Below are 22,829 nucleotides of genomic sequence, written 5' to 3' on the forward strand. Positions count from 1 at the left end.
GACAGCGACGGTGGCGACGCCGGCAAGGAGGTCGAGCGCAACGAGGCCAAGCACGACGTAGCCGGCGCGCTTGCCGTATTTGCGGAGCTTCTCTTTGCTCACTGGATTACTCCGTCTTGCCAGCGGAGGCTGGCATCCATGTCGTCGCCTGTCGTCGACGTCCGCCATTGCTCACCGACATGGACCCCAGCCTGCGCTGGGGTGACGAGGCTCACTGGCATGCCAGGCACTCGTCGTAGTCGGTGCTCGACGGGAGCTGGATTTCCTTGAGCTCAGGGGTGTTGTCGGCCTCGACCCCACCCGCGAAGCCGGCGCGCTGCACCGACTTGGAGCGGAGATAGTAGAGCGACTTGATGCCCAGCTCCCACGCGCGGAAGTGGAGCATCATCAGGTCCCACTTGTCGACGTCGGCGGGGATGAACAGGTTCAGCGAGGTCGCCTGGTCGATGTAGGGCGTGCGGTCGGCCGCAAGCTCGATCAGCCAGCGCTGGTCGATCTCGAACGACGTTTTGAACACGTCCTTTTCCTCGGGCGTCAGGAAGTCGAGGTGCTGGACCGAGCCGCCCTGCTCCAGGATCGAATTCCATACCTTGTCGCTGTCCTTGGACTTCGAAGCGAGCAGCTTTTCGAGATACGGGTTCTTGATCGAGAAGGAGCCCGACAGCGTCTTGTGCGTGTAGATGTTGGCCGGGATCGGCTCGATGCAGGCTGAGGTGCCGCCGGCGATGATCGAGATCGACGCGGTCGGCGCAATCGCCATCTTGCAGCTGAAGCGTTCCATCACGCCCATGTCGGCGGCGTCGGGGCACGGTCCGCGCTCTTTCGCCAGCATCATCGACGCCTGGTCGACCTGAGCGCGGATGTGCTTGAAGATCTTGAGGTTCCAGCTCTTGGCCATCGCCCCTTCGAACGGCAGGCCGCGCGCCTGCAGGAAGGAGTGGAAGCCCATCACGCCGAGGCCGACACTGCGCTCTCGCTCCGCGCTATATTTGGCGCGCGCCATCTCGTCCGGCGCGCGGGCGATGTAATCGCTCAGCACGTTGTCCAGGAAACGCATGATGTCTTCGATGAACTGCTTGTCGCCGTTCCACTCGTCCCAGGTTTCGAGGTTGAGCGAGCTCAGGCAGCAGACCGCGGTGCGATCCGCGCCAAGATGGTCGCGGCCGGTCGGCAGCGTGATTTCCGAGCAGAGGTTCGAGGTCGAGACCTTGAGGCCGAGGTCGCGGTGATGCTTGGGCATCGACCGGTTCACCTGGTCGATGAAGATGATGTACGGCTCGCCCGTCGCGAGGCGGGTTTCGACCAGCTTCTGGAACAGCGAGCGCGCGTCCACCTTGCCGCGGACGCTGCCGTCCTTGGGCGACTTGAGCTCGAACTCCGAACCGTCGCGAACGGCTTCCATGAACTCGTCGGTGACCAGCACGCCGTGGTGCAGGTTGAGCGCCTTGCGGTTGAAGTCGCCGCTGGGTTTGCGGATCTCGAGGAACTCCTCGATCTCCGGGTGGGCGATGTCGAGATAGACGGCAGCCGAGCCGCGGCGGAGCGACCCCTGGCTGATCGCCAGCGTCAGGCTGTCCATCACGCGGACGAACGGAATGATGCCGCTGGTCTTGCCGTTCAGCCCGACGGGCTCACCGATGCCGCGCACCCGACCCCAATAGGTGCCGATGCCGCCGCCTTTGGAGGCGAGCCAGACGTTCTCGTTCCAGATTTCAGTGATCGCCTGCAGGCTGTCGTCCACGCTGTTGAGATAGCAGCTGATCGGCAGGCCGCGGCCGGTGCCGCCGTTGGACAGCACGGGCGTCGCGGGCATGAACCACAGGCGCGAGATGTAGTCGTAGACGCGCTGGGCGTGATCGGCATCGTCGGCGTAGGCCGCGGCGACGCGCGCGAACAGGTCCTGATAATTCTCGCCCGGGAGCAGGTAACGGTCGACCAAAGTGTCCTTGCCGAACTCGGTCAGCAAAGCGTCGCGCTTGTCGTCGGTGGTGACGGCAAACTTGGGCGCATGGACGGACTTCGATCCGCTGGCGGTGGTCGAAACGTCGTCGCTCGTTACTTCTGAGCCGGTCGAGAAATCCATCGCGCTACCCCGTCCTTAATCGGCCAAGGCGTAATCGCCGAGAACCGTTTGTTCCTGACTTGTTCGACTCGGAGCCATCGCGGCACCCTAGCCGTTTTCGCGCCTTCAGGGGACCTTTGCACACCCGCCGCCTGTGGAAAGCGGGGACGACCGCGTCTCCCTCCGGAATATAGGGATTCCCGAGCGAAACACTAGTGGTTGAGTACTCCCCCTCGACCGCTACTAGCTATAGTGCCTTAATTGGATTTGGGCGCAAGCCGGTAAATGGCGCATCAACGCAAAATCCTGTGGATTTGACGCTACCGCAACGTTGCGCCGCAAGGCGTTCGCACTGGACTTGCGGTAAGCACCGCCGCACAGCATGCCCGGTTCGAAAAAGGGGATGCGATGCGCACGAAATTGACCGCCGTCCTGGCCGCATCATTGCCGCTGATGGCCGCATCGCCCCCTGCCCCGAAGGTCGACATGAAGCGCATGTCGGAAATCGCGCGCACGCTCGCGTCCGACGAGTTCCAAGGCCGTGCACCGGGGACAGCGGGCGAAGAAAAGACGATCCCCTACCTCATCCAGCAGTTCAAGGCTGCCGGACTTCAACCAGCGGGCGAAAACGGGGGCTGGACGCAGGAAGTGCCGATGATCCGCACGCAGCTCGGCGCGCCGTCGACGGTCGGCGTCACGCAGACGGGCGCGACGACGCCGCTGCGCTATCCAGACGACATCTACATGTCGACGGTGCGCGCGACGGAGGCGGTCAAGATCGCCAACGCGCCGATGGTCTTCGTCGGCTACGGCATCAGCGCGCCAGAGCGCGGCTGGGACGATTTCAAGGGCGTCGACCTGCACGGCAAGGTCGCGGTGATGCTGGTCAACGACCCGGACTTCGAGGCGACCGCGGGCGAACCGGTCGCAGGAAAGTTCGGCGGCAAGACGATGACCTTCTACGGCCGCTGGGTCTACAAATATGAGGAAGCGGCGCGGCGCGGCGCAATTGCCGCGCTCGTGGTCCACGATACCGAGGGCGCCGGTTACCCGTGGACCGTGGTGAAAAGCCCGGCCGGTGAAGGCTATAACGTCGTGCTCCCGGCCGGTGCGCAGCAACCGGTGCTGCTGCAGGGATGGATCCAGCAAAACGTCGCGGCGGACCTGCTGAAGCGCGCCGGTTATGACCTTGCGGCGGTGAAGCGCCAGGCGCGGACGGCGGCGTTCAAGCCAATCGATCTAAAGGCGACGCTGACGGTCGACGCGCCGGTGAAGCTGACGCGGCTGACCAGTCACAACGTGCTCGGCAAGCTGACGGGCAGCAAATACCCCGACGAGACGATCAGCTACGGCGGGCATTGGGACGCGTACGGCATCGGCCCCGCGGATGCGCAGGGCCGGACGATCAAGCCGGGCGCAGCCGACGATGCGCTGGGCCTTGCGGCGATGATCGAGAATGCGCGGCTGTTCGCGGCGGGACCGCGGCCGCAGCGAACCTTGGTCTTCGCGGCCTGGACCGCTGAAGAGCGCGGGTTGTTGGGCTCCGAATATTACGCGCAGCACCCGCTGTTCCCCATGGACAAGATGGTCGCCAACCTGACCTTCGACACGCTGCAGTGGAATGGGCCGGTCAAGGACGCAGTGGTCGTCGGTCAGGGCCAGAGCGAGATGGAAGATTATCTTGCCGCCGCAGCCAAGGCGCAGGGACGGTACGTGACGCCGGAGAATCATCCGGAACGCGGTTTATTCTACCGCGCGGACCATTTCTCCTTCGCCAAGCGCGGGGTGCCGGTCCTGCTCGATATGGCGCTGGCCGGGGCCTACGACATGGTCGACGGCGGGCGCCCAGCCGGCGAGAAGTGGCTCACTAGCTTCACGTCCAACTGCTATCACCAGACGTGCGACGCCTGGTCGCCGAGCTGGGACCTGCGCGGCGCTGCGCAGGAAGCGGACATGTTCTTCGCGATCGGTAACAGGCTGGCGAACAGCCGCGCCTGGCCGCAATGGCGGCCGACCTCGGAGTTCGCGAAGGTGCGGGCGCAAAGCAGCGGGGCGCGCAGCAGTGCTTCATCCTCGCGACCGGAGCGCGGCCGCTAGGCCCATCGCCCAAGTTACGCTATCAGCCGCCTGGTCTTGTCGCAGGGGGTTGGCGATGGATTTCGACACCGCGATGCTGCTCGCGCTGCCCGCGAGCCTGCTATTGTTCATGGCCTTCGAAGCACTCGTGCCATCGGGCCGCGAGATGCCGGAGATTCGCCGCTGGCGACTGATCGGACTTGCCGGTTTCGCGCTGACTCTGGTCGTCTTCGTCGGCGCACCGCTGCTGATCGTGCCTCACTTGCCGCCGATGGCCATCATCGACCTCAACACGTGGGGGAACTGGGCCGCCCTCCCCGTCTGGGTGCTCACGACATTCTTCGGTTACTGGGCGCACCGTACCATGCATTATTTTGACCTGCTGTGGCGCGCCGGGCATCAGCTGCACCACGGGGTCGCCCGGGTCGACATTGCGTCCGCGATGATCTTCCACCCTTTCGATAGTCTGGTCCAAGGCGTGCTGTGCGGCCTGTTGGCCGCGGGCCTGACCAATTCGACCGCGCACGCGGCCGCCTGGGCCGGGCTGTGGGGGTTTTGCGTGGCGCTCTATCAGCACTGGAACGTGCGGACGCCCGCGTGGACCGGCTGGTTTATCCAGCGGCCGGAAGCCCATCTGCTGCATCACGAACGTGACGTGCACGCGCGCAATTTCGGCGACATGCCGCTGTGGGACCGGCTGTTCGGAACCTATGGCGAGCCAGTCCAGCGTACCGTCGAACTGGGCTTCGAGCCTGAGCGGGCGCGGCGGTGGGTGGCGATGCTGGCGATGGTCGATGTCAATAAAATCGAGAAGATGGACGGCAGGATCCGGCTTTAGTCTAGCGCGGGTTACCCGGCAGAATTGAACCGATCTCGTCCAGCGAAAGCTGGCGGTAGAATTTCAGCTGCGCTTCGTTGTCCTTGACTGAGACCACACGGACGGCGGCGAACAAAGGTCCGCGGCGCAAGATGGCATCGCACTCCGGCGGCACCGTTCGTGCGCCGATGACATGAGCGCTCGTCTTCGAAATGTCGCGAAGGGTGACGCGTACCGTGTTGATCGGCGTCAGCAGCTCACATGAGATGAGCACGCGCGTCGGCTTGGGCTTGCCGGTTCCGCTGATTTCCGCCGGGACCGTCATGCGGACCGCGCTTTGAAAACCTGAACCATCGTTGACCCCCCGATGCCGCCGATTGGTTCGGGTCTGGGTATCAAAAGTTGATAAAGTCCAAACTTCCCTGCGCCGACGCCAGTCCGCGTTCGGATTTGGGACAAGCAGGACTCGCGGGAAGCGCGGGCGGAGTGCCTTTGATAAGGACGTTACCGGACATTCAAGGGGCAAACTGATGACCGCAAAGACCTTCATTCGACGCGCCGACCGCAAGCACGTGAGCGACATGCGCGGCTTCGCCATGTCGGCATCCCGCGATAGCGACGTGACCGTCGCCGACCTTTCCTACGGCGGCTGCAAGCTCATCTCGAACGACCGCTTCGACGAGGGTGAGGTGGTCGAGCTCCGCATCATCAAGCGCGGCGCCGTCGCTGCCGAAATCCGCTGGGCGGACGAAGGCCGCGCGGGCGTGCGCTTCATCAACTAGGCTGAAAGCGTTGCCGCGATGGCGATCCTTCGGGCGACTGATCGGCGGGGCCGCCTTCTTCCTGCTCGGCGGGACGACGGCGGCAACTTTATCGGTGGCACGCCAGCCTGCTCATCCGGCGGCTGCGAGAGCGGTCGATGCCGCGACCCCATCCGCAAACCGGATCGAGGTCAGTCCCGCCGCCATGCGCCAGGCGCTTGCCGCAGGCCAGATCGACCGGCCAGTCAAGTCGGTCCTGCAAGTCCCCGCGCGCATGCAATATGGCGACTTCAAGTGGGACGACGCCGGCGTTCCTGCCGGTCCGCTGTGGATCCGCGTCGACACGCGCGCGCAGCTTATCTCCGTGTTTCGCGCCGGCCATGAGATCGGCACCGCGGTCATTCTTTATGGCGCGGATGGGCTCGAGACCCCGGCCGGCAAATTCCCGATTCTGGCGAAGCTCAAGGACCACCATTCGGCGACCTATGACGCGCCGATGCCTTACACCCTGCGCCTGACCAAGGACGGCGTTGCGATTCACGCCAGCGACGTCCGCTGGGGGCTCGCCACTCACGGCTGCGTGGGTGTGCCCGAGGGCTTCGCCAAGCAGCTCTTTGCCGCAGCCTCGGTCGGCGACGAGGTTTTCGTCGTCGGCAACCCCAAGCGGGCGTAACCTTTCACTTTCGATCCATGGTCCGGCCGCGCGGCGGCGGTGCTAGATCAGGCCAGCTTGTGTTGGCGCGCTTTGGTCCGCCGCACGCGCCAGCCCATGAGGCCGAAGCCGAGGAGCATCATGGCCCAGGTGCTCGGTTCGGGCACGGCGGCGACGGGAGTCTTCGTTTCCTCAGGCCGGTAGATAATTGGCGGACCGCCGGGCGAACCGCCGCCACCACCGATGCCGCCGGGGGATCCGCCGGGAGAACCGCCCGGGCCCACGATCGGTGGGCCGCCGCCCGGCGCGGCCGGTGGCGCGACAAAATCGGCGAGCTGCGGCGCCGGACCGGCAATCGCAACCGGCGGCACGATGGCCGCATCAGCCCCAACCGGCCCCGTTGGCATCAAGACCTTGGCGAGTTCGCTGGTCGAGGGCCCGGCCGGCCTTTCGCGGGTACGCACCTTGGCAAGTGCGTGCTGGATTTTCTTGTGCTTGGTCTGCGCGCCGGCGACCCGTTCCCCTGGCGAACGCTGGTCGAGCAACTGGGTCAGGCTCTGGGCCTGCTGAACCGCCGCGGCCACCGCGTCGCTGCCGGTCACGCCGACCAATGAAAGAAAGGCGCCGCTGCCGGCCAGCGCAATCGCACAGGCTCCAGCCACCAGCCGGAGCTTGCGGCGCTGCATTGCTGCGCGCGCCGCACGCGAGCGGCGAACCGCCCTGGCGATGTCCCGTCGTGCAAGCGCGTTTTCCATGACCGGATAGAGCAGGCAAAGCGCGGCCCGCTACAAGGTTAACAAACGGATTGCCTCAATTCGGGGCAGTTAGTTCCGTCGCCTTGCTTCGAATCGCGTCGGCAGCGAGCAACGCGATGGCAAAAGGGGCAATGGGCATGAAGAGCCTGGGGATTGTGACAGCTTTGAGTGTCGGGGTGACGGCTTTGGCGCCGAGTGCGCAGTCGCACGCCCCCGATGGCTTGAACACCAGCCGGAGCGTCCAGAGTTTCACCGATTGCTTCACCGCCGCGCAGGACCGCCAGGAGGCGGCATGGGCTTTCGCGCCGAGCAAGCATGGCGGGACCTTTTCCAACCTTGGCGCGGCGGGAGTCGCCAAGCCTTATTTCATCGTGATCAGCGACCGCGGCAACCGCCGCACCATCATCCTCGAAAACGTCAAAGCGGGAACGCCCGCCGCCATGGGAGTGAGCCAATGCGCCTGAACAATCAGCAGACCCAAAGCCGCCGCCGCCGCATCGCCGCCGCCGCCCGCGCCGCCCTGACTTCGGACATGGCGAAGACGACTTATGCTACCGCACCCACGCCGTCAGAGGTTGCCGCAAGTCCGGTCGAGCAGGAGCGCCGCGGCCTGCCGCGCGTCAGCACCGACAGCGAGATCATCGTCCGGCGGATCGGTGGATTCAATTTCGAGGTCGCACTGCACGACGTGTCAGCGCACGGCTGTCAGGTCGAATTGATCGAAGCATGCGAAAGCGGTGACGCGATCATCGCGCGTTTCCCGCAACTCGAGCCGCTCGGCTCACGAGTTTGCTGGACGCGCGGGACGACCACCGGCATCGAGTTCCAGACCAAGATTCATCCTGCGGTGTTCGACCATTTGCTGGGCCGGCTGAACGTCGCGAAGGCCGCATAAAGAAGGCAGGTGGAATGCGGTGCGCGAATCGCGCGCGCCGCATTAACCTCTGGACGCGCGCACCGACGTGCCGCAGTCCGATGCGATGCGCTTTCCGAAACCCTTTGTCGCGATCCTGATCCTGACGTGCAGCACCGCCGCCCGGGCCGACGACGATTCGATCTGCGCCGATCGTCCGGGCAAGGCGACCAGCCCCTGCACGGTTCCGGCAGGTCACTGGCAGATGGAAAGCGGGCTGGCCGACTGGTCCTTGCAGCGGTCGGACCGCCAGCGACAGACGGTGCTGACGCTGGGCGAGACGGCAATCAAATATGGCCTGTCTAACAGCACCGATGTCGCCATCGACATCACGCCATTCGTCCGTGTCGCCACCCGGGACCATGGGTCGCGCAGCAGCGCCGAAGGCGTCGGCGATCTTTCGTTTCAGCTCAAGCATCGGCTGACGGACGACAAGGCGGCGGTGCAGGTGTCCATCCTGCCGATCGTCACTGCACCCATCGCGAAAAAGGATATTGGCGCGGACGCGTGGCAATTCGCGCTGCTGGTGCCCGTGAGTGCGGACATCGGACAATCGCCATTCAGCATCGGCCTGACTCCGGAAGTGGACTGGGTCGCCGATGCCGACGGGCGCGGCCGCCATGTTGCAATGGCGCAGGTCGCGAGCCTGGGGTGGAAAGCGACCGACAAACTCAACCTGTCGGCCGAACTTTGGGGCCAGTGGGATTGGGACCCGGCGGGGACCACACGGCAGGTATCCGTCGACGGTTCGATCGCTTACCTTGCAAGCAAGAGACTGCAGCTGGATGCAGGCGCCAATGTCGGCCTCAATCGCAACACGCCGGACCTCGAACTTTACGGCGGATTCTCCCTGCGCTTTTAAAGTCGCCTGAAATCAGATGCTTGACTTGTGGCGTCCGGCGAGGAAGCTTCGACGCAGGGGGTGTCTCATGCGAAAAAGGAATTTCGCAGCGCTGTTAGCGATGCTCGCGCTGGCGGCCTGTTCGTCTCGGCCGCGCGAATTCACCCCGACGCTGGGCGTCGCGCCGACCGATCAGAACAAATTCGATGCCGCCTATGCCGAGTGCAAGGAACTGTTTGTCACCGGCAAGCTCGATACCAGTGGACGTTTGGCGTCCGGTGGCGCCGGGGCTGCGGCGGGCGGCGCGATCGGTGCGGCAGGGGCGGCCGCAGCGACGAGTGCGGGGCTGTACGGCGGGATGGCGGTGGCCAGTGCGACGCTGGTGCTGATGCCCGTCGCAATTGTCGGCGGCGCCGTGGGCATGGCCAAGATCAAGCGCCACAAGAAAGAAGTTGCCGTCCAGCGCGCGATGGCGGGCTGCCTGCGCGAACGAGGTTACGAAGTGCAGAGCTGGCAGAAGGCGGCGAAGCGGCCGAAAGCGGTTGCCGCTAGCTGATGCTTACGAGCTCAGCAGCTTCTTAACCCCGCGCGCAGCCTGCCGAAGCCGTTGTTCGTTTTCGACCAGCGCGATCCGCACGTAACCCTCGCCTTCTTCGCCGAAGCCGACGCCTGGAGCCACCGCAACCTGCGCCTCCTGAAGTAAGCGCTTCGAAAATTCCATTGCGCCGAGATCGCGAAAGCGCTCGGGAATGGGTGCCCAGGCGAACATGCTCGCGTGCGGAACCGGGATGGGCCAGCCCGCGCGACCGAAGCTCTCGACCAGCACGTCGCGGCGTTTGCGGTACAACGCACGGTTGGCATCGACGATGTCCTGCGGGCCATTGAGCGCGGCGACGGCAGCAGCCTGGATCGGCGTGAAGGCCCCGTAATCGAGATAGGATTTCACCCGCGCCAGCGCTTCGATCAGCCGGGCGTTGCCTACGGCGAACCCCATTCGCCAGCCGGCCATGCTGTAGGTCTTGGACATGGAGGTGAACTCGACCGCCACATCCCTCGCGCCGTCGACTTGCAGGATCGATGGCGTCGGCTCATCGCCGAAATAGATTTCCGCGTAGGCCAGGTCGGAGATGACGATCAGATCGTGCTCGCGCGCGAAGGCGACGAGACGCTGATAGAAAGCGAGATCGGCGACATAAGCCGTCGGGTTCGACGGATAGCCGACCACGAGCACCTTCGGGCGAGGCACCGTGTAGCGCATGGCGCTCGTCAGGCGCTCGAAGAATTCTTCACCCGGGGCGGCAGGAATCGAGCGGATCGCGGCGCCGGCGATGATGAAGCCGAACGTATGGATCGGGTAGGACGGGTTGGGCGCGAGAACGACGTCGCCGGGCGCGGTGATCGCCTGCGCAAGGTTCGCCAGCCCTTCCTTTGAGCCGAGTGTGACGATGACTTCCCGGTCGGGGTCCACCGTAACGCCGAAGCGACGTTGATAATAAGCGGCCTGCGCTTTGCGGAGGCCAGGAATGCCGCGGCTGGCCGAGTAGCGGTGCGCAGTGGGCTTGGCTGCAACTTCGGCAAGCTTGGCAATGACGTGCGGCGGCGGCGCGCCGTCCGGATTGCCCATGCCGAGGTCGATGACGTCCTCGCCCCGCGCACGGGCCGCGGCCTTCAGCGCGTTGACCTCGGCGAAGACATAGGGCGGCAAGCGCCGAATCCGGTAAAAATCGCTGTCCATTACCCGCCTGTGCAGCCGATGCTGCACTGCATCAACCCAAGCGCTAGCCGTGGAATTGTTTCTCGGCGTCCTTGAACCAGCCCGGGGCAGCGACTCCACGCTCAGATTGCGCGGCGGCAGCGTGCGGCTGCCGCGAGGGCTGGTTGCCAGGATAAGCAATGATCATGATCGACACGGCCAGGATCGCGAGCACGGCGAACACCGCAACGAACGGCAAGGTCGACAACATCAGTCGCGGGCGCTCGGGCTGCGTCCGGGGACGAGCGCTGTGGACACGGCGAAAGCGCCGCTTGCGCGCCATCGCTTCGACATAGGTATCCGGCTTGGTCCAAAGTTGCTTCGGCTTGACGCCGAACAGACGTTGCAGGTCACCCATGCGGCGCAGGTGCGCCTTGCCCGCGATCATTGCAACCAGACACTTGGCCTATTCGGCGAAGTGCCGCGCGATTGCGCTGATCAGCCTTTCGTCGCGACCTTTATGTCGGCGACCGTCTCGGCGCCACAAGTTACGCGGACGGTGTCGATGGCGGCGCTGTTCGGGATGGTGGCGCTGACGTCCCACCAGTCTTCCGGCGCGCCATAGGCGGCGGAATTTTGTTGGAGGGTTGGCGACAGCTCGGCGGTCGTGCCGTCGATGACCGGTTCCCCGAACACGACCTTGTAGCGCGAGTCGGAGCGGTAGACCTTTCCTTTGGCGGTGATGTTGCCATCCTTGCCGCGGCTGGCTGACCAGCCCTTCATCTCCGCAGCCTTGAAGAAGCAATGGGCCGGCATCTTCTTGGGCTGCGCGGCGTTGGCGGCCGCTTCGTTCGTCGTGTTGGTTTCGGCGGATTGCCCGCAGGCGGCGAGCGCGCCCGCGATAACGATCAGTGACCAGGTTTTTCGCATGTCTTCGTCCCCTTTGACTCCATTGGAGGCAAAGGCGGACGAAGGATCAAGTGACTTCGAGCGTCAGCCGATCGGCTGGCCGCCCTCTTCCTGCTCGAACAAATTCGCGGCGACGTCAGCATTCGACGACAGGCGGACCTTGTCGCCCTCGACGTCGGCGACCAGGCCGCGCGGAATATAATGGTGGTGTTCTTCATGGCCCATGCCGCTGTCGGCACGGGTCATCTTTATGCGGTCGCCTTCGACGCGATCGACCGTGCCGAGATGCACGCCGTCGGCGCCGATGATTTCCATATGCTCTTTTACGTCTTCAAAGCCGCTCATGCGGGCCTCCTGCCGTTGTTCTCGTCGACCTAACGCACATGCCGCGCGATAGGCTCCGGCGCGCCGCTTGTGAGGGACGCGGGGGCCGCCTACGTGCTGGGCATGGCCGATATTCGTACGACAACCGACGGCGCGCAAGCCGCCGAAGCCCCGCCCTCCCCGACTCACGTCGCGATCCGCCGCGAGGATTATCGACCGCCGGAATGGCTGGTGCCCCAAATCGAATTGAAGTTCACGCTCGGACTTGAGGAGACCAGGGTTCAGTCGAAGCTGCGGGTCGAGCGCAATCCCGCCGGATCGGGACAGTCACGGCTGACCCTCAATGGAGACGGCATCGCGCCCGTCGGGGTCTGGGTCGACGGCGCGGCAACGAGCGCATGGAAGATGCAGGGCGACGACCTCGTCATCGACCTGCCTGGCGACCGCCACGAGATCGGTATCGAAAATCTCGTCCATCCCGCCGCGAACACGAAGCTGATGGGACTGTACGCGTCGAACGGCATGCTGTGCACGCAGTGCGAGGCGGAAGGCTTCCGTCGGATCACCTTCTTCCCCGACCGCCCGGATGTGCTGAGCAAGTATCGCGTGCGGATGGAGGGCGACGCCACACAATTTCCCGTGCTGCTGTCAAACGGCAATCGGGTCGGCGCTGGCGAGAGCGAGGGCAGCCGTCACTGGGCTGAGTGGGAGGATCCATTCCCCAAGCCCTGTTACCTGTTCGCGCTGGTCGCCGGTGACCTGAAGGCCAACCGCGACAGCTTCACGACGATGAGCGGGCGCAAGGTCGACCTGGCCATCTGGGTGCGCGAGGCGGACCTGCCCAAGACCGGGCACGCGATGGAAAGCCTGAAGCAGTCGATGGCGTGGGACGAGCGCGTCTACGGGCGCGAATATGACCTCGATCTGTTCAACATCGTCGCGGTCAGCGACTTCAACATGGGGGCGATGGAGAACAAGAGCCTCAACATCTTCAACACCGCCTACGTGCTGGCCGACAAGGAGACCGCGACCGACGGCGACTTCGACAATATCGCGCGGGTCGTGGCGCATGAATATTTCCACAACTGGTCGGGCGACCGCGTCACCTGCCGCGACTGGTTCCAGCTGAGCCTCAAGGAGGGGTTCACCGTCTTCCGCGATCAGGGGTTCTCGGCCGACGTCGGCAGCCCGGCGGTCAAGCGGATCGAGGATGTGCGCGTGCTTCGCGCGGCGCAGTTCCCGGAGGACCAGGGGCCGCTGGCGCACGCGGTGCGGCCCGACAGCTACATCGAGATTTCGAACTTCTACACGGCCACCGTTTACAACAAGGGCGCCGAGCTGATCCGTATGTTCCACACGGTGCTGGGACCAGAGAAGTTCCGCGCGGGGACCGACCTATATTTCGAGCGGCACGATGGGGAAGCCGCAACCTGCGACGATTTCGTCGCGGCGCTGGAGGATGGCAGCGGCGTCGACCTCAGCGCGTTCAAGATCTGGTACAGCCAGGCGGGCACGCCGCGCGTGCGCGCGCGGCTCGACCACGACGCCGCCACGCGGACGGCGACGCTGCATCTGGAGCAGCAGGAAGATCCCACGCCGGGCCAGCCGTTCAAGGAGCCGATGCCTTTGCCATTACGTACAGCGCTGTTCGGCGAGGAAAGCGGCGCGCAGTTGGGCGAGGAGCAACTGATTATCCTCGACCGCGCCAAGCAGACTTTCACGTTCGAGAACATCGGCGAGACGCCGCTGCTGTCGATCAACCGCGGCTTCTCGGCACCGGTGGTGCTGACGGCCGAGCGGCGGCCTGGCGAGCTCGAGAAGCTGGCGCAGGCCGACACCGACCCGTTCGCGCGCTACGAGGCGATGCAGGAGCTGATGATGTCGGCGCTGACCGCTGCCGCTCGTGGCGAGAAGCTCGACGCGGAGCCCGTCATCCGCGCGATCGGCGCGACGCTGCGGTCGAACGCGCTCGACCCCGCGTTCAAGGCGGAAGCGATTTTGCTGCCCAGCGACACGTTGCTCGCCGATCGAATGCAAGTCGTCGACCCGGACGCCATTCATGCCGCGCGCGACGCGCTGCGCGAGGCGATCGGAACGGCGCTCAAGGACGACATGCTCGCGGCTCATCGGACCGACGGTGCTTCCGGAGACGATTTGTCCCCGGCGGCCAAGGGCATCCGGCGGCTGCGCACCGTGGCGCTCGGTTACGTCGCCGCGGCCGACGAAGCGCAGGCGGCGGGCCTGGCCAAGGCGCAGTTCGATGCCGCGGACAACATGACGGACCGCCAGGGCGCGCTCGGCGTGCTGGTTTCGCTCAACCAGCCTGAACGCGAGGAAGCGCTGCAAGCCTTCTATGACCGGTTCCGCGACGATGCGCTGGTGATCGACAAATGGTTCGCGTTGCAAGCAGCAGCGCAGCGCCCGGACACGATCGACCAGGTCCTGCGGCTGGTCAGCCACCCCGATTTCACCATGGGCAATCCCAATCGCCTGCGCGCGCTGGTCGGGATGTTCGGGGGCAACCATTGGGCGTTTCACAACGCGGATGGGCGTGGCTACGACTTCCTCGCGGACATGATCATCGCGGCGGACAAGCTGAACCCGCAGATCGCGGCGCGGCTGGTGCCGGCGTTCGGTCGGTGGAAACGGTTCGAGCCGAAGCGCAGCGCGATGATGAAAGCGGCGCTGGAGCGGATCGTGGCATCGCCCGGCTTATCGAAGGACGTCTACGAGCAGGTGTCGAAAAGCCTCGCCTGACGCGCGTTAACCATGCGCGCTGACGCCAGCTTAGGGGTTGGCGGGCCATGCCATGCGCATGGTTCGATCGCTCGCCTTTGCTACCTTCTTCGCGCTGGCCGTTCCCGCGGCGGCGCAGCCCGTACTGCAAGGCGCGACGGGGGCGACGGCCGAGCGGCTGCTCGCCGCGCATAACCGCGAGCGCGCGGCCGTCGGCGCGCCGCCGCTGCAGTGGGATGCGACGCTGGCAGCGCACGCGGCATCCTACGGTCCGGTGTTGGCGAGCCTCGGTGCGCTGGTCCATTCACCTCGCGAGGGGCGGCCTGGTGAACGCGAGAACCTGGCGAAGGCATGGTACGGGACGATGTCGCCCGAGGCGCTGGTCGATATGTGGAGCCGCGAGCGGCAGCTGATGGTGCCGGGCAGCTATTTGTTCCCCGCGACCAGCCGCACCGGCCGCTGGGAAGATATCGCGCACTACACACAGATGGTCTGGCCGACGACGACGCATGTCGGCTGCGCGATTTATTCGGCCGACTGGGACTATCTGATTTGCCGCTACTCGCCGCCCGGGAACAAGGACGGCAAGCCGATCTTCACGAGCGCCGCGTTGCCGGTAAACCCCTGAGGGCTAACGCCCCGAACTGCCCACCCATTGGGCGACCTCGCGCGCGACCTGGTTCGCGGCGATGTTGAGCGCTGGACCAACGGTGGTCGACGTGCCGTCAGCCGGCGAGCTGGCGGTGAAGCGCCGCGTTTCGACGCGGTTACCACCCTGGGTCGACAGCGCGCCGTCGTACGTCACTACGACCTGCCCGGTAGCGGCGTCGTAGCCGAAGCGCTGCAGCGTGCCGTTGACGACGAGGCCGGGGTCCAAGGTTGCCTGGCCGGGATCGAGCACGACGCGGTTTGTCGTCCGCCGCACCGTCTCAGCGAGCAGGTTGGTGAACAGGTTGGCCGGTGTGTCCACCAGCTGCATCTTGCCGACATATTCGACGTTGGTCGGCGAAACCTGCACGGGCACGCGGACGGTACCGAGCTCGCGCGCGACTGCTGGCGTGCCGATGGTCACGGCCTGGCCCGGTGCCGAGCTGCGCGCGATCGATGCCGGCTCCGCCGCGTCGGGGGTGATCGAGAACAGGGTCGCCGGCGGCTTCCCTCCGCCGAGCAGACCGCCGCAGCCGGCAAGTTCCAGAGCCAGGGCCAGTGCGGCCGTCGTCTTAAGCAGCCTCATTTGGATTTCCCTGGCTTGTAGTCGGGCAGTTTTTCGGGGCCGAGCGTGCCGCCGATCCCTTGTTGATTGACGCGGTTCGACACGGCCTTCAGCGACTGCGTAAGATCGCGCATGTCGTGAACCAGGCGGTTCGCTTCCGGCAGCGTCGATTTGCTAAAGTTCTGGATGCCCGGCTTCGCGTCGGTGATCACAGAATCCAAGTTGTCAGCCGCTTTCTGCACCGAGGCGATCGCGCGGCGCAGGTCCTCAGCGGCGGGTTGCCCCTGTTCCACAACCAGCTTGTTGGTGCTGTCGGTGAGGGTCGTCACGTGCTGGGCGGCGATGCCAGCCTGGCGGACGGCTTCGCGCGCATCCTGCATCGCGTCCGCGAGATCGGGCGCGCGCTCGGCCAGCACCTTGCTGGTCTTGTCGATGTTTTCGAGGATGTCGGCGATCGAATTCTGGTTCTTGTCGCTCAGCAATTCGGTCAGCCGCTCGGTCAGCCGCTGGATGCGATCGATCAGTTCCGGCGCACTGTTCAGAAGGGCACTGATGCCGCCCGAAGTCGCCGGAATGACCGGGCAACCCTGCGGCCCGATCTGTTCGATCGGCGGACGGCCGCGCTCTGCGCCCGCGAGTTGGATCTCGCTAACACCGGTGAACCCGACGCCGTGGATTTGCGCGCTCGTGCCCTGAAGCACTGGAGTCTGTTCATCGACGTTGATGCGGACCCAGACGAATTCCGGACGATTGGGCAGCAGCGAAATCTTCTTCACCTGGCCGACGGGCACGCCGGAGAAGCTGACGTTTGAACCGGTGTTAAGGCCGCCCACGCCTTGCGCGAAGTAGATGTCGTAGCACTTCTCAGCCTTGTTCGAGAGGCCGGCGAGCCAGACGATGAACAGGAGCACGCCGGCCAGCAGCGCCAGTGTCACCGCACCGACCATCACGTAGTTCGACCGGGTCTCCACTACGCCGTCGCCCCCTTCTCATAACTCGCTTCGGCAGCACGACCGCGCGGCCCGTTGAAATATTCTTGTATCCAAGGATGATCCAAAGCCAATAGCTCCGGGATCGTTCCAACCCCGATCACCTTGCGATCGGCGATCACCGCGATGCGATCGCAGATTGCGTGAAGCGTATCGAGATCGTGGGTGATGAGGAAGACGGTCAGACCAAGGCGCTCCTGTAGCGACTTGATCAGCTGGTCGAACGCCGCAGCGGCAATCGGGTCGAGACCGGCGGTCGGCTCGTCGAGGAACAGCAGTTCGGGGTCGAGCGCGAGCGCGCGTGCAAGGCCGGCACGCTTGATCATTCCGCCCGACAGTTCCGAAGGAAACTTGGGTCCGACGTCAGCCGAAAGCCCGCCCATCGCGATCTTGTAGCCCGCGATCTCGTCCAGCAGCGGCGGCTTGATGAACGGGAAATACTCGCGGATCGGGACCTCAACATTCTCCGCCACGGTGAGCGTCGAGAACAGGGCGCCATTCTGAAACAGGATGCCCCAGCGGCGGCGAATGTTCTTCGCTTCATCCTCGGTCCGGCCCACCATGTTCTCGCCGAGAACCTCAATCTCGCCGGCTTCGGGAGTCTGCAGTCCGATGATCGAGCGGAGCAGCACCGATTTGCCGGTGCCGGACCCGCCGACCACGCCTAGGATCTCGCCACGGCAAACCTCAAGATCGAGGCCGTCGTGGACGACCTGATCCCCAAACGCGTTGCGCAGGCCGCGAACGGTGATGATCGGCTGGCAATCGTGCGGACGGCTCATACCCAGCCGACCGAACTGAAGAAGACGGCGAAGATCGCGTCGAGCACGATCACGAGGAAGATCGACTGCACCACCGCAGTGGTCGTTCGCGATCCGACTTCCTCGCTGTTACCCTCGACAAGCATGCCCTGGAAGCACCCGGCGAGGGCGATGATGAACCCGAATACGGGAGCCTTGATGAGCGCGATCCACAGGTCGGTCATCGGAATGACCTCTTGCAGGCGCTGGATGTAGGTCGCAGGCGGAATCTGCAGGTCGAGCCACACGAAGAGCCCGCCGCCGAACAAAGCTGTCAGGATCGCCCAAAATCCCAGCAGCGGCATCATCAGCACTGCCGCCATTAGCCGCGGCAGCACCAGTGCCTCGATCGGCGACACGCCAATCGTCCGCATGGCATCGATTTCCTCGGTGATCTTCATCGTGCCGAGCTGGGCCGCGAAAGCGGAACCGGAACGGCCGGCGACCATGATCGCCGTCATCAGCACGCCGAGTTCGCGGACCGTGATCCGCCCGATGAGGTTGATGGTGTACACCTCGGCGCCGAACTGAGCGAGCTGCACCGCGCCCTGCTGCGCAATAACAATGCCGATCAGGAAACTCATCAAGCCGATGATGCCCAGCGCACGGACGCCGACGACGTCGAAGCGCTGAACGACGGCGTTGAAGCGGAACCGCTTGGGCCGCTTGATGATGTTGCCGAAGCCGATCAGCGCCGCGCCGAGGAATCCGAGAAGGCCGACAAAGGTCCGCCCGCTTTCGACCACCCAACCGCCGAGTTCCTGCAGCACGGTGAAGAAGTTGTGCTTCTGGAGCGGTGCGACGCGCACGGGGTGGTCGAATTCCCCAACCTGCTCGACCAGGCTGGTTTCGTCCCGGCTGGCGCCGACGACCTTCGCGTTGCGGTCGCGAACCGCGCGGTAGACCAGCCAGGCACCGACCGTATCCATGCGATCGATGTCGCTGAGATCGATCGTCAACGGATCTGGCAACGCATCGATTTCACGCTGGGTCGTGGCGGCCCGGGTAATCGTCAGCGCACCAGCGACCCGGTAGACCGAGCCCTTGCCGTCGTGCGCGTCCTGCTCGGGTTCTTCCGCCATGCCGGGCGGTTGATGCGCGAAATGGCCGCCCTCGGCAAGCGAGAGGTGACCGCCTGCCTCTTCCCTGCCGAGTCCTGCGCCATTATGCGCGGCCGTAATGAGTGCCGACACGCCCATGCTCTTCGTGCCGATCGGCGAGAATGCCGCACGGCCGTTCGGCATGGCTGCGCGCGACCGCGCCTGCCGGCTGGCGACGAATGCCGGGTTCGAATGCGCCGACGAAGCAATTGATGGGCGCCCGGTCCTGTTGGCAAGCATGGCCTATGGCTGGGACCCAGCGTGGATCCGCGAAATGCGCAGCCGGCCGGGTTCGGTGCTGACGCTCGGCGCCAAGCCGGTATTGGCGCACGTCGCCGCTGGCGGAGATGCCGCGGCCGTTCGCAGCGCGATGGCTGCGGGAACGCCGGTAGCCGGCTTCGAGCCTGTCGCTGCAGAGCATGCCGAACTGACCAACACCGCCCTTCGCAAACGGGAACGGCCGTTCGTGCTGCCGCTCAACCCTGCCGACCCCGACCCGGTCGAGCGCGCCGCGTACGACGCCGCCTACAAAGGCGTCACGGATGCACTGACGCTCTACCTGTGGCGCAAGCCCGCATTCTATCTGACCCGTTGGGCGGCGCGCGCGGGCCTGAAGCCGAATTTCATCACGACGATCGGCGCAGTGGGTTGTGTGCTGGCATTCTGGCTATTCTGGATCGGGCAATACTGGCTCGGTATTGCGGCGGGCTTCACCTTCATGGTGCTCGATACCGTCGACGGGAAGCTCGCGCGGTGCACGGGCGCCTCGTCGAAATGGGGCAACGTGTTCGACCACGGCATCGACCTAGTTCACCCTCCCTTCTGGTGGTGGGCCTGGGCGCACGGCCTCGCGGCCTATGGCCGGCCGCTGACGCATTTCTATGAGATCATGGTGCTGTCGGTGATCGTCGGCGGGTACGTCGCGCAGCGGCTGATCGAAGGTCTGTCGATCAAGCGCTTCGAGGGCATGGAGATCCACGTCTGGCAGAAGCTCGACAGCCAGTTTCGATTGATCACCGCGCGGCGCAATCCGAACATGGTGATCCTGTTCTTCGCGTTGCTGGTGGGCCGGCCGGATGCGGGGCTGGTGCTGGTTGCCTGGTGGACGTTGGTCAGCCTCATCTTCCACGCGGTGCGACTGGCGCAGATGACCGAGCGCAAGCGCCGTGGACGCAAGGTCACGTCCTGGCTGGAGGCGTGAAGCACACCGCTATCCTGCTGGCCGGGTCGCGGCCCGGCCGCGACGATTTTGCAGCGCAGTTCGGCACCGACTTGAAGGCGCTAATCCCCATCCGCGGCGAGCCGATGGTGCGGAGGCCCGCCCGCGCGCTGCTTGAAAGCAGAACCGTGGGCGACATTCAGATCCTATCCGAAAGTCCCGACCGGCTGGCATCGATCATCCCGAACAACCTGCGCGTTAGCCATGCCGCGTCCGACGGCACGATCGCCGAGACGATCTTGAGGCTGTGTGATGACCCGGCGACAGTCTGGCCATTGCTGGTAACGACGGCTGACCACGCATTGCTGACTCCGGCCATGGTCGACGAGTTTTGCGATCGCGCCGGCGACAGCGAAATCGCAATCGGCGTCGTCGAGCGCTCGACATTGTTGCAGCGCTTTCCGAACGCTGCGCGTACGTGGATCAAGTTCCGCGGCGGCGCTTACACCGGTGCAAACCTCTTCCATCTCCGCTCGCCGAAAGTTCGACCCGCCATCGAACTGTGGCGTGCCGTGGAACAAGACCGCAAAAAGGCGATGCGCGTGGTTTCGTTGCTTGGTCCCCTGATATTGCTGCTTGTCGCCCTGCGAATGATCAGTTTGGATGCGGTGATGCGTAAGCTCGGTGCCCGTCTGGGCCTCAACGCCAGGGCGGTGCCACTTTCCGATCCGCTCGCCGGAGTCGACGTGGACAAGCCCTCCGATCATCGTCTGGTCGAGGCCATTCTTGCAGGTGAAGCATGACCGACCTCGCCATCTACGACATGGATCGAACGGTGACGCGGCACGCCACCTATACCCCGTTCCTGTTGCATTGCGCGGCGCGGCGGGCGCCTTGGCGGCTTATCTTTCTGCCGCTCGTGGTGGGATCGATGCTCGCCTATGTCGCGAAGCTCATCGACCGGGCGCGTCTCAAGGAAATCAATCATCGGCTATTGCTGGGCGGCAAGATCCACCCTCGCAATTTGGCGCCACTGATCGACAGCTTTGCCGAACGGCAAGTGGCGACGAACATTCGTCCCGGCGCACTGCGCGCCATCGCCCGCGACAAGTCGGAAGGCCGCCGGGTGGTGATGGCGACCGCTTCCTACACGCTATATGCCCGCGCGATCGCGGAGCGCCTCGGCTTCGACGACGTGATTGGGACCGGGTCGATTATTGGCCTGGACGAACGCGTCCATGCAAAAATCGATGGTGAGAATTGCTACGGTCCCGCCAAGCGACGGATGATCGCGGACTGGGTCGAACGTTCGGGGCTGACCGGGACGCATGGGCATGTGCGATTCTATTCTGATCATGTCTCGGACGCGCCAGTGTTCGAATGGTCCGACGAACCGGTCGCCGTGAATCCCCACGACAAATTGAAGCGGCTGGCAACGCAGCGGGGCTGGGCGATCGAAGACTGGGGCTAAAGCCCTAGTGGCCACCCCCCGCGCGCCCGGGCGTTAGTCGCGAATGACTTCACCAACGCTCGTCTGGCTCCGACAGGACTTGAGGCTCGACGACCAGCCGGCCATCGCCACTGCAGCGGCGGCTGGACCTTTCGCGGCGCTTTACGTCCTCGACGACGAAATGCCTGGCGACTGGGCCATTGGTGGCGCGCAACGCTGGTGGCTGCACCACAGTCTCGTCGCCCTTGGTGAATCGCTGGAACGGCGGGGCGGCAAGCTACTTCTTCGACGCGGCTCAGCGAAGAAAATCGTGGCCAAGGTCGCCGACGAACTCGGTGCCCCGACCGTGCACGCGACAGCGCATTACGAGCCTTGGTGGAGCGAGACCGAAAAAGCGCTTGGCGAGCGACTGACGCTCCATTCCGGGGACACACTCGTCTCGCTGGATGCCGTGCGAACCGGGTCTGGCCAGCCGTTCAAAATCTATGGGCCGTTCTACCGGGCCTTGTCGGCCCTCGACGTCGCGGACCCGGTCGGCGCTCCGCAATCGATATCGGCCCCCGATCACTTGCCGGAAAGCGATGACCTAGCCGATTGGCAATTGCTGCCGACCAAGCCGGATTGGGCGACCGGATTTTCGATCTGGGAACCCGGCGAGGATGGCGCGCACGCGCGGCTCGAACGCTTCGAGGATGCGGTCGGGAATTATGCCGAAGCGCGCGACCTTCCGTCGGAAGACGGCACGTCGATGCTGTCCCCTCACCTGCACTTCGGCGAGATCAGTCCGAGACGCATTTATCATTCGCTGCGCGACGCAGGCGGCGAGAAATTCCTGAAGGAGCTGGCGTGGCGCGACTTCGCGCGGAGTGCAGTTCTCGCCGATCCGGACGTCGGGGCGCGCAGTCAGCGGAACACGGGAATCCGCTGGCGTTCGGGCAAACACGCCGTTGCGGATTTCCTCGCATGGACCCGCGGCATGACCGGCTACCCAATCGTCGACGCAGGAATGCGGCAGCTTTGGGCGCTCGGATGGATGCACAACCGCGTTCGCATGCTGACCGCAAGCTTTCTGGTGAAACATTTGCTGATCGACTGGCGCCGGGGCGAGCGCTGGTTCTGGGACACGCTGGTCGACGCAGATTACAGCAACAACAGCCTCAACTGGCAGTGGATCGCGGGCACGGGGATCGACAGCCAGCCGTTCAACCGGATTATGGCGCCGCTCTCGCAATCGGCGAAGTTCGACGCGGCCAGTTATATCCGCGAATGGGTGCCCGAGCTTGCGCACTTGTCGGACGAGGACATCCACGACCCGCAGGAGCGAGGCTCCTATCCTGCCCCGTTGATCGGTCACAAGGAAGCGAGAGAGCGCGCTCTGGCGGCGCGAGGAAGCGCGGGGTGAAAACTTTGCAATCGGATTTCGCAGGACGAGTCGACTGCTGTTTCGATCAGTAGCGCGATGCTACGGACACCCCGACTCGACCGTGAGTCCCCGCGTACGATGGTCCAGTAGTTCGCCACCGATGGGCGCGATCGAAACCGGCGCCGGCCCCGACGGCCGGAACGCTCGCAGGGGCAA

Annotated in this window: 25 protein-coding genes; 14 read left to right on the plus strand and 11 right to left on the minus strand. The window is 64.8% G+C overall.

Annotated elements, in window-relative coordinates:
* Window positions 1–211 precede the first annotated feature (211 nt).
* Window positions 212–2,083 carry a ribonucleoside-diphosphate reductase subunit alpha gene (locus QU596_RS06665; protein WP_308517880.1) on the minus strand — a complete coding sequence of 624 codons (1,872 nt, stop codon included), beginning with the start codon at window positions 2,081–2,083 and terminating at the stop codon, window positions 212–214.
* A 387-nt stretch (window positions 2,084–2,470) separates the two neighbouring features.
* On the opposite strand from QU596_RS06665, the gene QU596_RS06670 reads away from it, so the two are divergent.
* Both QU596_RS06670 and QU596_RS06675 read left to right on the plus strand, forming a co-directional pair.
* Entirely contained in the window at window positions 2,471–4,159 is a 1,689-nt protein-coding gene (locus tag QU596_RS06670) for a M20/M25/M40 family metallo-hydrolase (protein WP_308517881.1), read from the plus strand.
* Window positions 4,160–4,214: 55 nt separating this feature from the next.
* Entirely contained in the window at window positions 4,215–4,976 is a 762-nt protein-coding gene (locus QU596_RS06675) for a sterol desaturase family protein (protein WP_308517882.1), read from the plus strand.
* A 1-nt stretch (window position 4,977) separates the two neighbouring features.
* Here the strand turns inward: QU596_RS06675 and QU596_RS06680 are convergent, their stop codons facing one another.
* On the minus strand, window positions 4,978–5,280 hold the full coding sequence (locus QU596_RS06680; RefSeq protein ID WP_308517884.1) for a hypothetical protein: 303 nt from the start codon (window positions 5,278–5,280) through the stop codon (window positions 4,978–4,980).
* Window positions 5,281–5,485: 205 nt separating this feature from the next.
* On the opposite strand from QU596_RS06680, the gene QU596_RS06685 reads away from it, so the two are divergent.
* Both QU596_RS06685 and QU596_RS06690 read left to right on the plus strand, forming a co-directional pair.
* Window positions 5,486–5,737 carry a PilZ domain-containing protein gene (locus tag QU596_RS06685; RefSeq protein ID WP_308517885.1) on the plus strand — a complete coding sequence of 84 codons (252 nt, stop codon included), beginning with the start codon at window positions 5,486–5,488 and terminating at the stop codon, window positions 5,735–5,737.
* A gap of 10 nt (window positions 5,738–5,747) precedes the next feature.
* Window positions 5,748–6,389 carry a L,D-transpeptidase family protein gene (locus tag QU596_RS06690; RefSeq protein WP_308517886.1) on the plus strand — a complete coding sequence of 214 codons (642 nt, stop codon included), beginning with the start codon at window positions 5,748–5,750 and terminating at the stop codon, window positions 6,387–6,389.
* Window positions 6,390–6,436: 47 nt separating this feature from the next.
* Here QU596_RS06690 and QU596_RS06695 read toward each other — a convergent pair whose 3' ends face one another.
* On the minus strand, window positions 6,437–7,123 hold the full coding sequence (locus QU596_RS06695) for a PEPxxWA-CTERM sorting domain-containing protein (RefSeq protein ID WP_308517887.1): 687 nt from the start codon (window positions 7,121–7,123) through the stop codon (window positions 6,437–6,439).
* 137 nt (window positions 7,124–7,260) lie between these two features.
* On the opposite strand from QU596_RS06695, the gene QU596_RS06700 reads away from it, so the two are divergent.
* The 4 genes from QU596_RS06700 to QU596_RS06715 all read left to right on the plus strand — a co-directional run bounded on the left by QU596_RS06700 (window position 7,261) and on the right by QU596_RS06715 (window position 9,433).
* Window positions 7,261–7,587 carry a hypothetical protein gene (locus tag QU596_RS06700; RefSeq protein WP_308517888.1) on the plus strand — a complete coding sequence of 109 codons (327 nt, stop codon included), beginning with the start codon at window positions 7,261–7,263 and terminating at the stop codon, window positions 7,585–7,587.
* On the plus strand, window positions 7,578–8,018 hold the full coding sequence (locus QU596_RS06705; RefSeq protein WP_308517889.1) for a PilZ domain-containing protein: 441 nt from the start codon (window positions 7,578–7,580) through the stop codon (window positions 8,016–8,018). The genes QU596_RS06700 and QU596_RS06705 overlap by 10 nt, the downstream gene beginning before the upstream one ends.
* Window positions 8,019–8,103: 85 nt before the next feature.
* The gene (locus QU596_RS06710) at window positions 8,104–8,898 is read left to right on the plus strand and encodes a transporter (protein ID WP_308517890.1); all 795 of its coding nucleotides are present in this window, start codon (window positions 8,104–8,106) and stop codon (window positions 8,896–8,898) included.
* A 67-nt stretch (window positions 8,899–8,965) separates the two neighbouring features.
* Window positions 8,966–9,433, plus strand: coding sequence for a hypothetical protein (locus QU596_RS06715; RefSeq protein ID WP_308517891.1), 468 nt, complete (start codon window positions 8,966–8,968; stop codon window positions 9,431–9,433).
* Between the two features lie 3 nt (window positions 9,434–9,436).
* On the opposite strand, the gene QU596_RS06720 is transcribed toward QU596_RS06715, so the two are convergent.
* The 4 genes from QU596_RS06720 to QU596_RS06735 form a co-directional block, all read right to left on the minus strand.
* On the minus strand, window positions 9,437–10,612 hold the full coding sequence (locus tag QU596_RS06720; RefSeq protein WP_308517892.1) for an LL-diaminopimelate aminotransferase: 1,176 nt from the start codon (window positions 10,610–10,612) through the stop codon (window positions 9,437–9,439).
* Between the two features lie 43 nt (window positions 10,613–10,655).
* Entirely contained in the window at window positions 10,656–10,988 is a 333-nt protein-coding gene (locus QU596_RS06725) for a hypothetical protein (protein WP_308517893.1), read from the minus strand.
* An 80-nt stretch (window positions 10,989–11,068) separates the two neighbouring features.
* Window positions 11,069–11,500 carry a hypothetical protein gene (locus tag QU596_RS06730; RefSeq protein ID WP_308517894.1) on the minus strand — a complete coding sequence of 144 codons (432 nt, stop codon included), beginning with the start codon at window positions 11,498–11,500 and terminating at the stop codon, window positions 11,069–11,071.
* 63 nt (window positions 11,501–11,563) lie between these two features.
* Complete coding sequence (locus tag QU596_RS06735) at window positions 11,564–11,824, minus strand: DUF2171 domain-containing protein (protein ID WP_308517895.1); 261 nt, start codon at window positions 11,822–11,824, stop codon at window positions 11,564–11,566.
* A 102-nt stretch (window positions 11,825–11,926) separates the two neighbouring features.
* On the opposite strand from QU596_RS06735, the gene pepN reads away from it, so the two are divergent.
* Window positions 11,927–14,560: an aminopeptidase N gene (pepN, locus tag QU596_RS06740; protein ID WP_308517896.1), complete on the plus strand. Its 2,634-nt coding sequence runs from the start codon at window positions 11,927–11,929 to the stop codon at window positions 14,558–14,560.
* Window positions 14,561–14,612: 52 nt separating this feature from the next.
* Window positions 14,613–15,167, plus strand: coding sequence for a CAP domain-containing protein (locus QU596_RS06745; protein ID WP_308517897.1), 555 nt, complete (start codon window positions 14,613–14,615; stop codon window positions 15,165–15,167).
* Between the two features lie 3 nt (window positions 15,168–15,170).
* Here QU596_RS06745 and QU596_RS06750 read toward each other — a convergent pair whose 3' ends face one another.
* From QU596_RS06750 to QU596_RS06765, 4 genes are read right to left on the minus strand one after another with little or no spacing between them, the layout of a single operon-like run.
* The gene (locus QU596_RS06750) at window positions 15,171–15,773 is read right to left on the minus strand and encodes an ABC-type transport auxiliary lipoprotein family protein (RefSeq protein WP_308517898.1); all 603 of its coding nucleotides are present in this window, start codon (window positions 15,771–15,773) and stop codon (window positions 15,171–15,173) included.
* On the minus strand, window positions 15,770–16,723 hold the full coding sequence (locus QU596_RS06755) for an MlaD family protein (protein WP_308517899.1): 954 nt from the start codon (window positions 16,721–16,723) through the stop codon (window positions 15,770–15,772). The genes QU596_RS06750 and QU596_RS06755 overlap by 4 nt, the downstream gene beginning before the upstream one ends.
* The gene (locus QU596_RS06760; RefSeq protein WP_308517900.1) at window positions 16,723–17,523 is read right to left on the minus strand and encodes an ABC transporter ATP-binding protein; all 801 of its coding nucleotides are present in this window, start codon (window positions 17,521–17,523) and stop codon (window positions 16,723–16,725) included. Before QU596_RS06760 ends, QU596_RS06755 begins: the two co-directional genes overlap by 1 nt.
* On the minus strand, window positions 17,520–18,623 hold the full coding sequence (locus tag QU596_RS06765) for an ABC transporter permease (RefSeq protein ID WP_308517954.1): 1,104 nt from the start codon (window positions 18,621–18,623) through the stop codon (window positions 17,520–17,522). The genes QU596_RS06760 and QU596_RS06765 overlap by 4 nt, the downstream gene beginning before the upstream one ends.
* A 97-nt stretch (window positions 18,624–18,720) precedes the next feature.
* Between QU596_RS06765 and QU596_RS06770 the strand changes: the two genes are divergently transcribed.
* From QU596_RS06770 to QU596_RS06785, 4 genes are read left to right on the plus strand one after another with little or no spacing between them, the layout of a single operon-like run.
* The gene (locus QU596_RS06770; RefSeq protein WP_308517901.1) at window positions 18,721–19,842 is read left to right on the plus strand and encodes a CDP-alcohol phosphatidyltransferase family protein; all 1,122 of its coding nucleotides are present in this window, start codon (window positions 18,721–18,723) and stop codon (window positions 19,840–19,842) included.
* Window positions 19,839–20,603, plus strand: a complete 765-nt coding sequence (locus tag QU596_RS06775; RefSeq protein WP_308517902.1) for an NTP transferase domain-containing protein — start codon at window positions 19,839–19,841, stop codon at window positions 20,601–20,603. The genes QU596_RS06770 and QU596_RS06775 overlap by 4 nt, the downstream gene beginning before the upstream one ends.
* Complete coding sequence (locus QU596_RS06780; RefSeq protein ID WP_308517903.1) at window positions 20,600–21,271, plus strand: HAD family hydrolase; 672 nt, start codon at window positions 20,600–20,602, stop codon at window positions 21,269–21,271. Before QU596_RS06775 ends, QU596_RS06780 begins: the two co-directional genes overlap by 4 nt.
* 43 nt (window positions 21,272–21,314) lie before the next feature.
* Window positions 21,315–22,652, plus strand: a complete 1,338-nt coding sequence (locus QU596_RS06785) for a cryptochrome/photolyase family protein (protein ID WP_308517904.1) — start codon at window positions 21,315–21,317, stop codon at window positions 22,650–22,652.
* The last annotated feature ends 177 nt before the right edge of the window (window positions 22,653–22,829 follow it).

Source organism: Sphingomonas flavescens, assembly GCF_030866745.1.
In the GTDB taxonomy this organism is placed as follows: domain Bacteria; phylum Pseudomonadota; class Alphaproteobacteria; order Sphingomonadales; family Sphingomonadaceae; genus Sphingomicrobium; species Sphingomicrobium flavescens.

Excerpts from the sequence above, each read along its gene's own strand:
- QU596_RS06725 (WP_308517893.1), bottom strand. The coding sequence starts at position 10,988 with ATGGGTGACCTGCAACGTCTGTTCGGCGTCAAGCCGAAGCAACTTTGG.
- QU596_RS06695 (WP_308517887.1), bottom strand. The coding sequence starts at position 7,123 with ATGGAAAACGCGCTTGCACGACGGGACATCGCCAGGGCGGTTCGCCGC.
- QU596_RS06665 (WP_308517880.1), bottom strand. The coding sequence starts at position 2,083 with ATGGATTTCTCGACCGGCTCAGAAGTAACGAGCGACGACGTTTCGACC.
- pepN (WP_308517896.1), top strand. The coding sequence starts at position 11,927 with ATGGCCGATATTCGTACGACAACCGACGGCGCGCAAGCCGCCGAAGCC.
- QU596_RS06670 (WP_308517881.1), top strand. The coding sequence starts at position 2,471 with ATGCGCACGAAATTGACCGCCGTCCTGGCCGCATCATTGCCGCTGATG.
- QU596_RS06700 (WP_308517888.1), top strand. The coding sequence starts at position 7,261 with ATGAAGAGCCTGGGGATTGTGACAGCTTTGAGTGTCGGGGTGACGGCT.
- QU596_RS06685 (WP_308517885.1), top strand. The coding sequence starts at position 5,486 with ATGACCGCAAAGACCTTCATTCGACGCGCCGACCGCAAGCACGTGAGC.
- QU596_RS06675 (WP_308517882.1), top strand. The coding sequence starts at position 4,215 with ATGGATTTCGACACCGCGATGCTGCTCGCGCTGCCCGCGAGCCTGCTA.
- QU596_RS06750 (WP_308517898.1), bottom strand. The coding sequence starts at position 15,773 with ATGAGGCTGCTTAAGACGACGGCCGCACTGGCCCTGGCTCTGGAACTT.
- QU596_RS06730 (WP_308517894.1), bottom strand. The coding sequence starts at position 11,500 with ATGCGAAAAACCTGGTCACTGATCGTTATCGCGGGCGCGCTCGCCGCC.
- QU596_RS06710 (WP_308517890.1), top strand. The coding sequence starts at position 8,104 with ATGCGCTTTCCGAAACCCTTTGTCGCGATCCTGATCCTGACGTGCAGC.
- QU596_RS06760 (WP_308517900.1), bottom strand. The coding sequence starts at position 17,523 with ATGAGCCGTCCGCACGATTGCCAGCCGATCATCACCGTTCGCGGCCTG.
- QU596_RS06770 (WP_308517901.1), top strand. The coding sequence starts at position 18,721 with ATGAGTGCCGACACGCCCATGCTCTTCGTGCCGATCGGCGAGAATGCC.
- QU596_RS06765 (WP_308517954.1), bottom strand. The coding sequence starts at position 18,623 with ATGGCGGAAGAACCCGAGCAGGACGCGCACGACGGCAAGGGCTCGGTC.
- QU596_RS06780 (WP_308517903.1), top strand. The coding sequence starts at position 20,600 with ATGACCGACCTCGCCATCTACGACATGGATCGAACGGTGACGCGGCAC.
- QU596_RS06785 (WP_308517904.1), top strand. The coding sequence starts at position 21,315 with ATGACTTCACCAACGCTCGTCTGGCTCCGACAGGACTTGAGGCTCGAC.
- QU596_RS06720 (WP_308517892.1), bottom strand. The coding sequence starts at position 10,612 with ATGGACAGCGATTTTTACCGGATTCGGCGCTTGCCGCCCTATGTCTTC.
- QU596_RS06705 (WP_308517889.1), top strand. The coding sequence starts at position 7,578 with ATGCGCCTGAACAATCAGCAGACCCAAAGCCGCCGCCGCCGCATCGCC.
- QU596_RS06715 (WP_308517891.1), top strand. The coding sequence starts at position 8,966 with ATGCGAAAAAGGAATTTCGCAGCGCTGTTAGCGATGCTCGCGCTGGCG.
- QU596_RS06745 (WP_308517897.1), top strand. The coding sequence starts at position 14,613 with ATGCGCATGGTTCGATCGCTCGCCTTTGCTACCTTCTTCGCGCTGGCC.
- QU596_RS06735 (WP_308517895.1), bottom strand. The coding sequence starts at position 11,824 with ATGAGCGGCTTTGAAGACGTAAAAGAGCATATGGAAATCATCGGCGCC.
- QU596_RS06680 (WP_308517884.1), bottom strand. The coding sequence starts at position 5,280 with ATGACGGTCCCGGCGGAAATCAGCGGAACCGGCAAGCCCAAGCCGACG.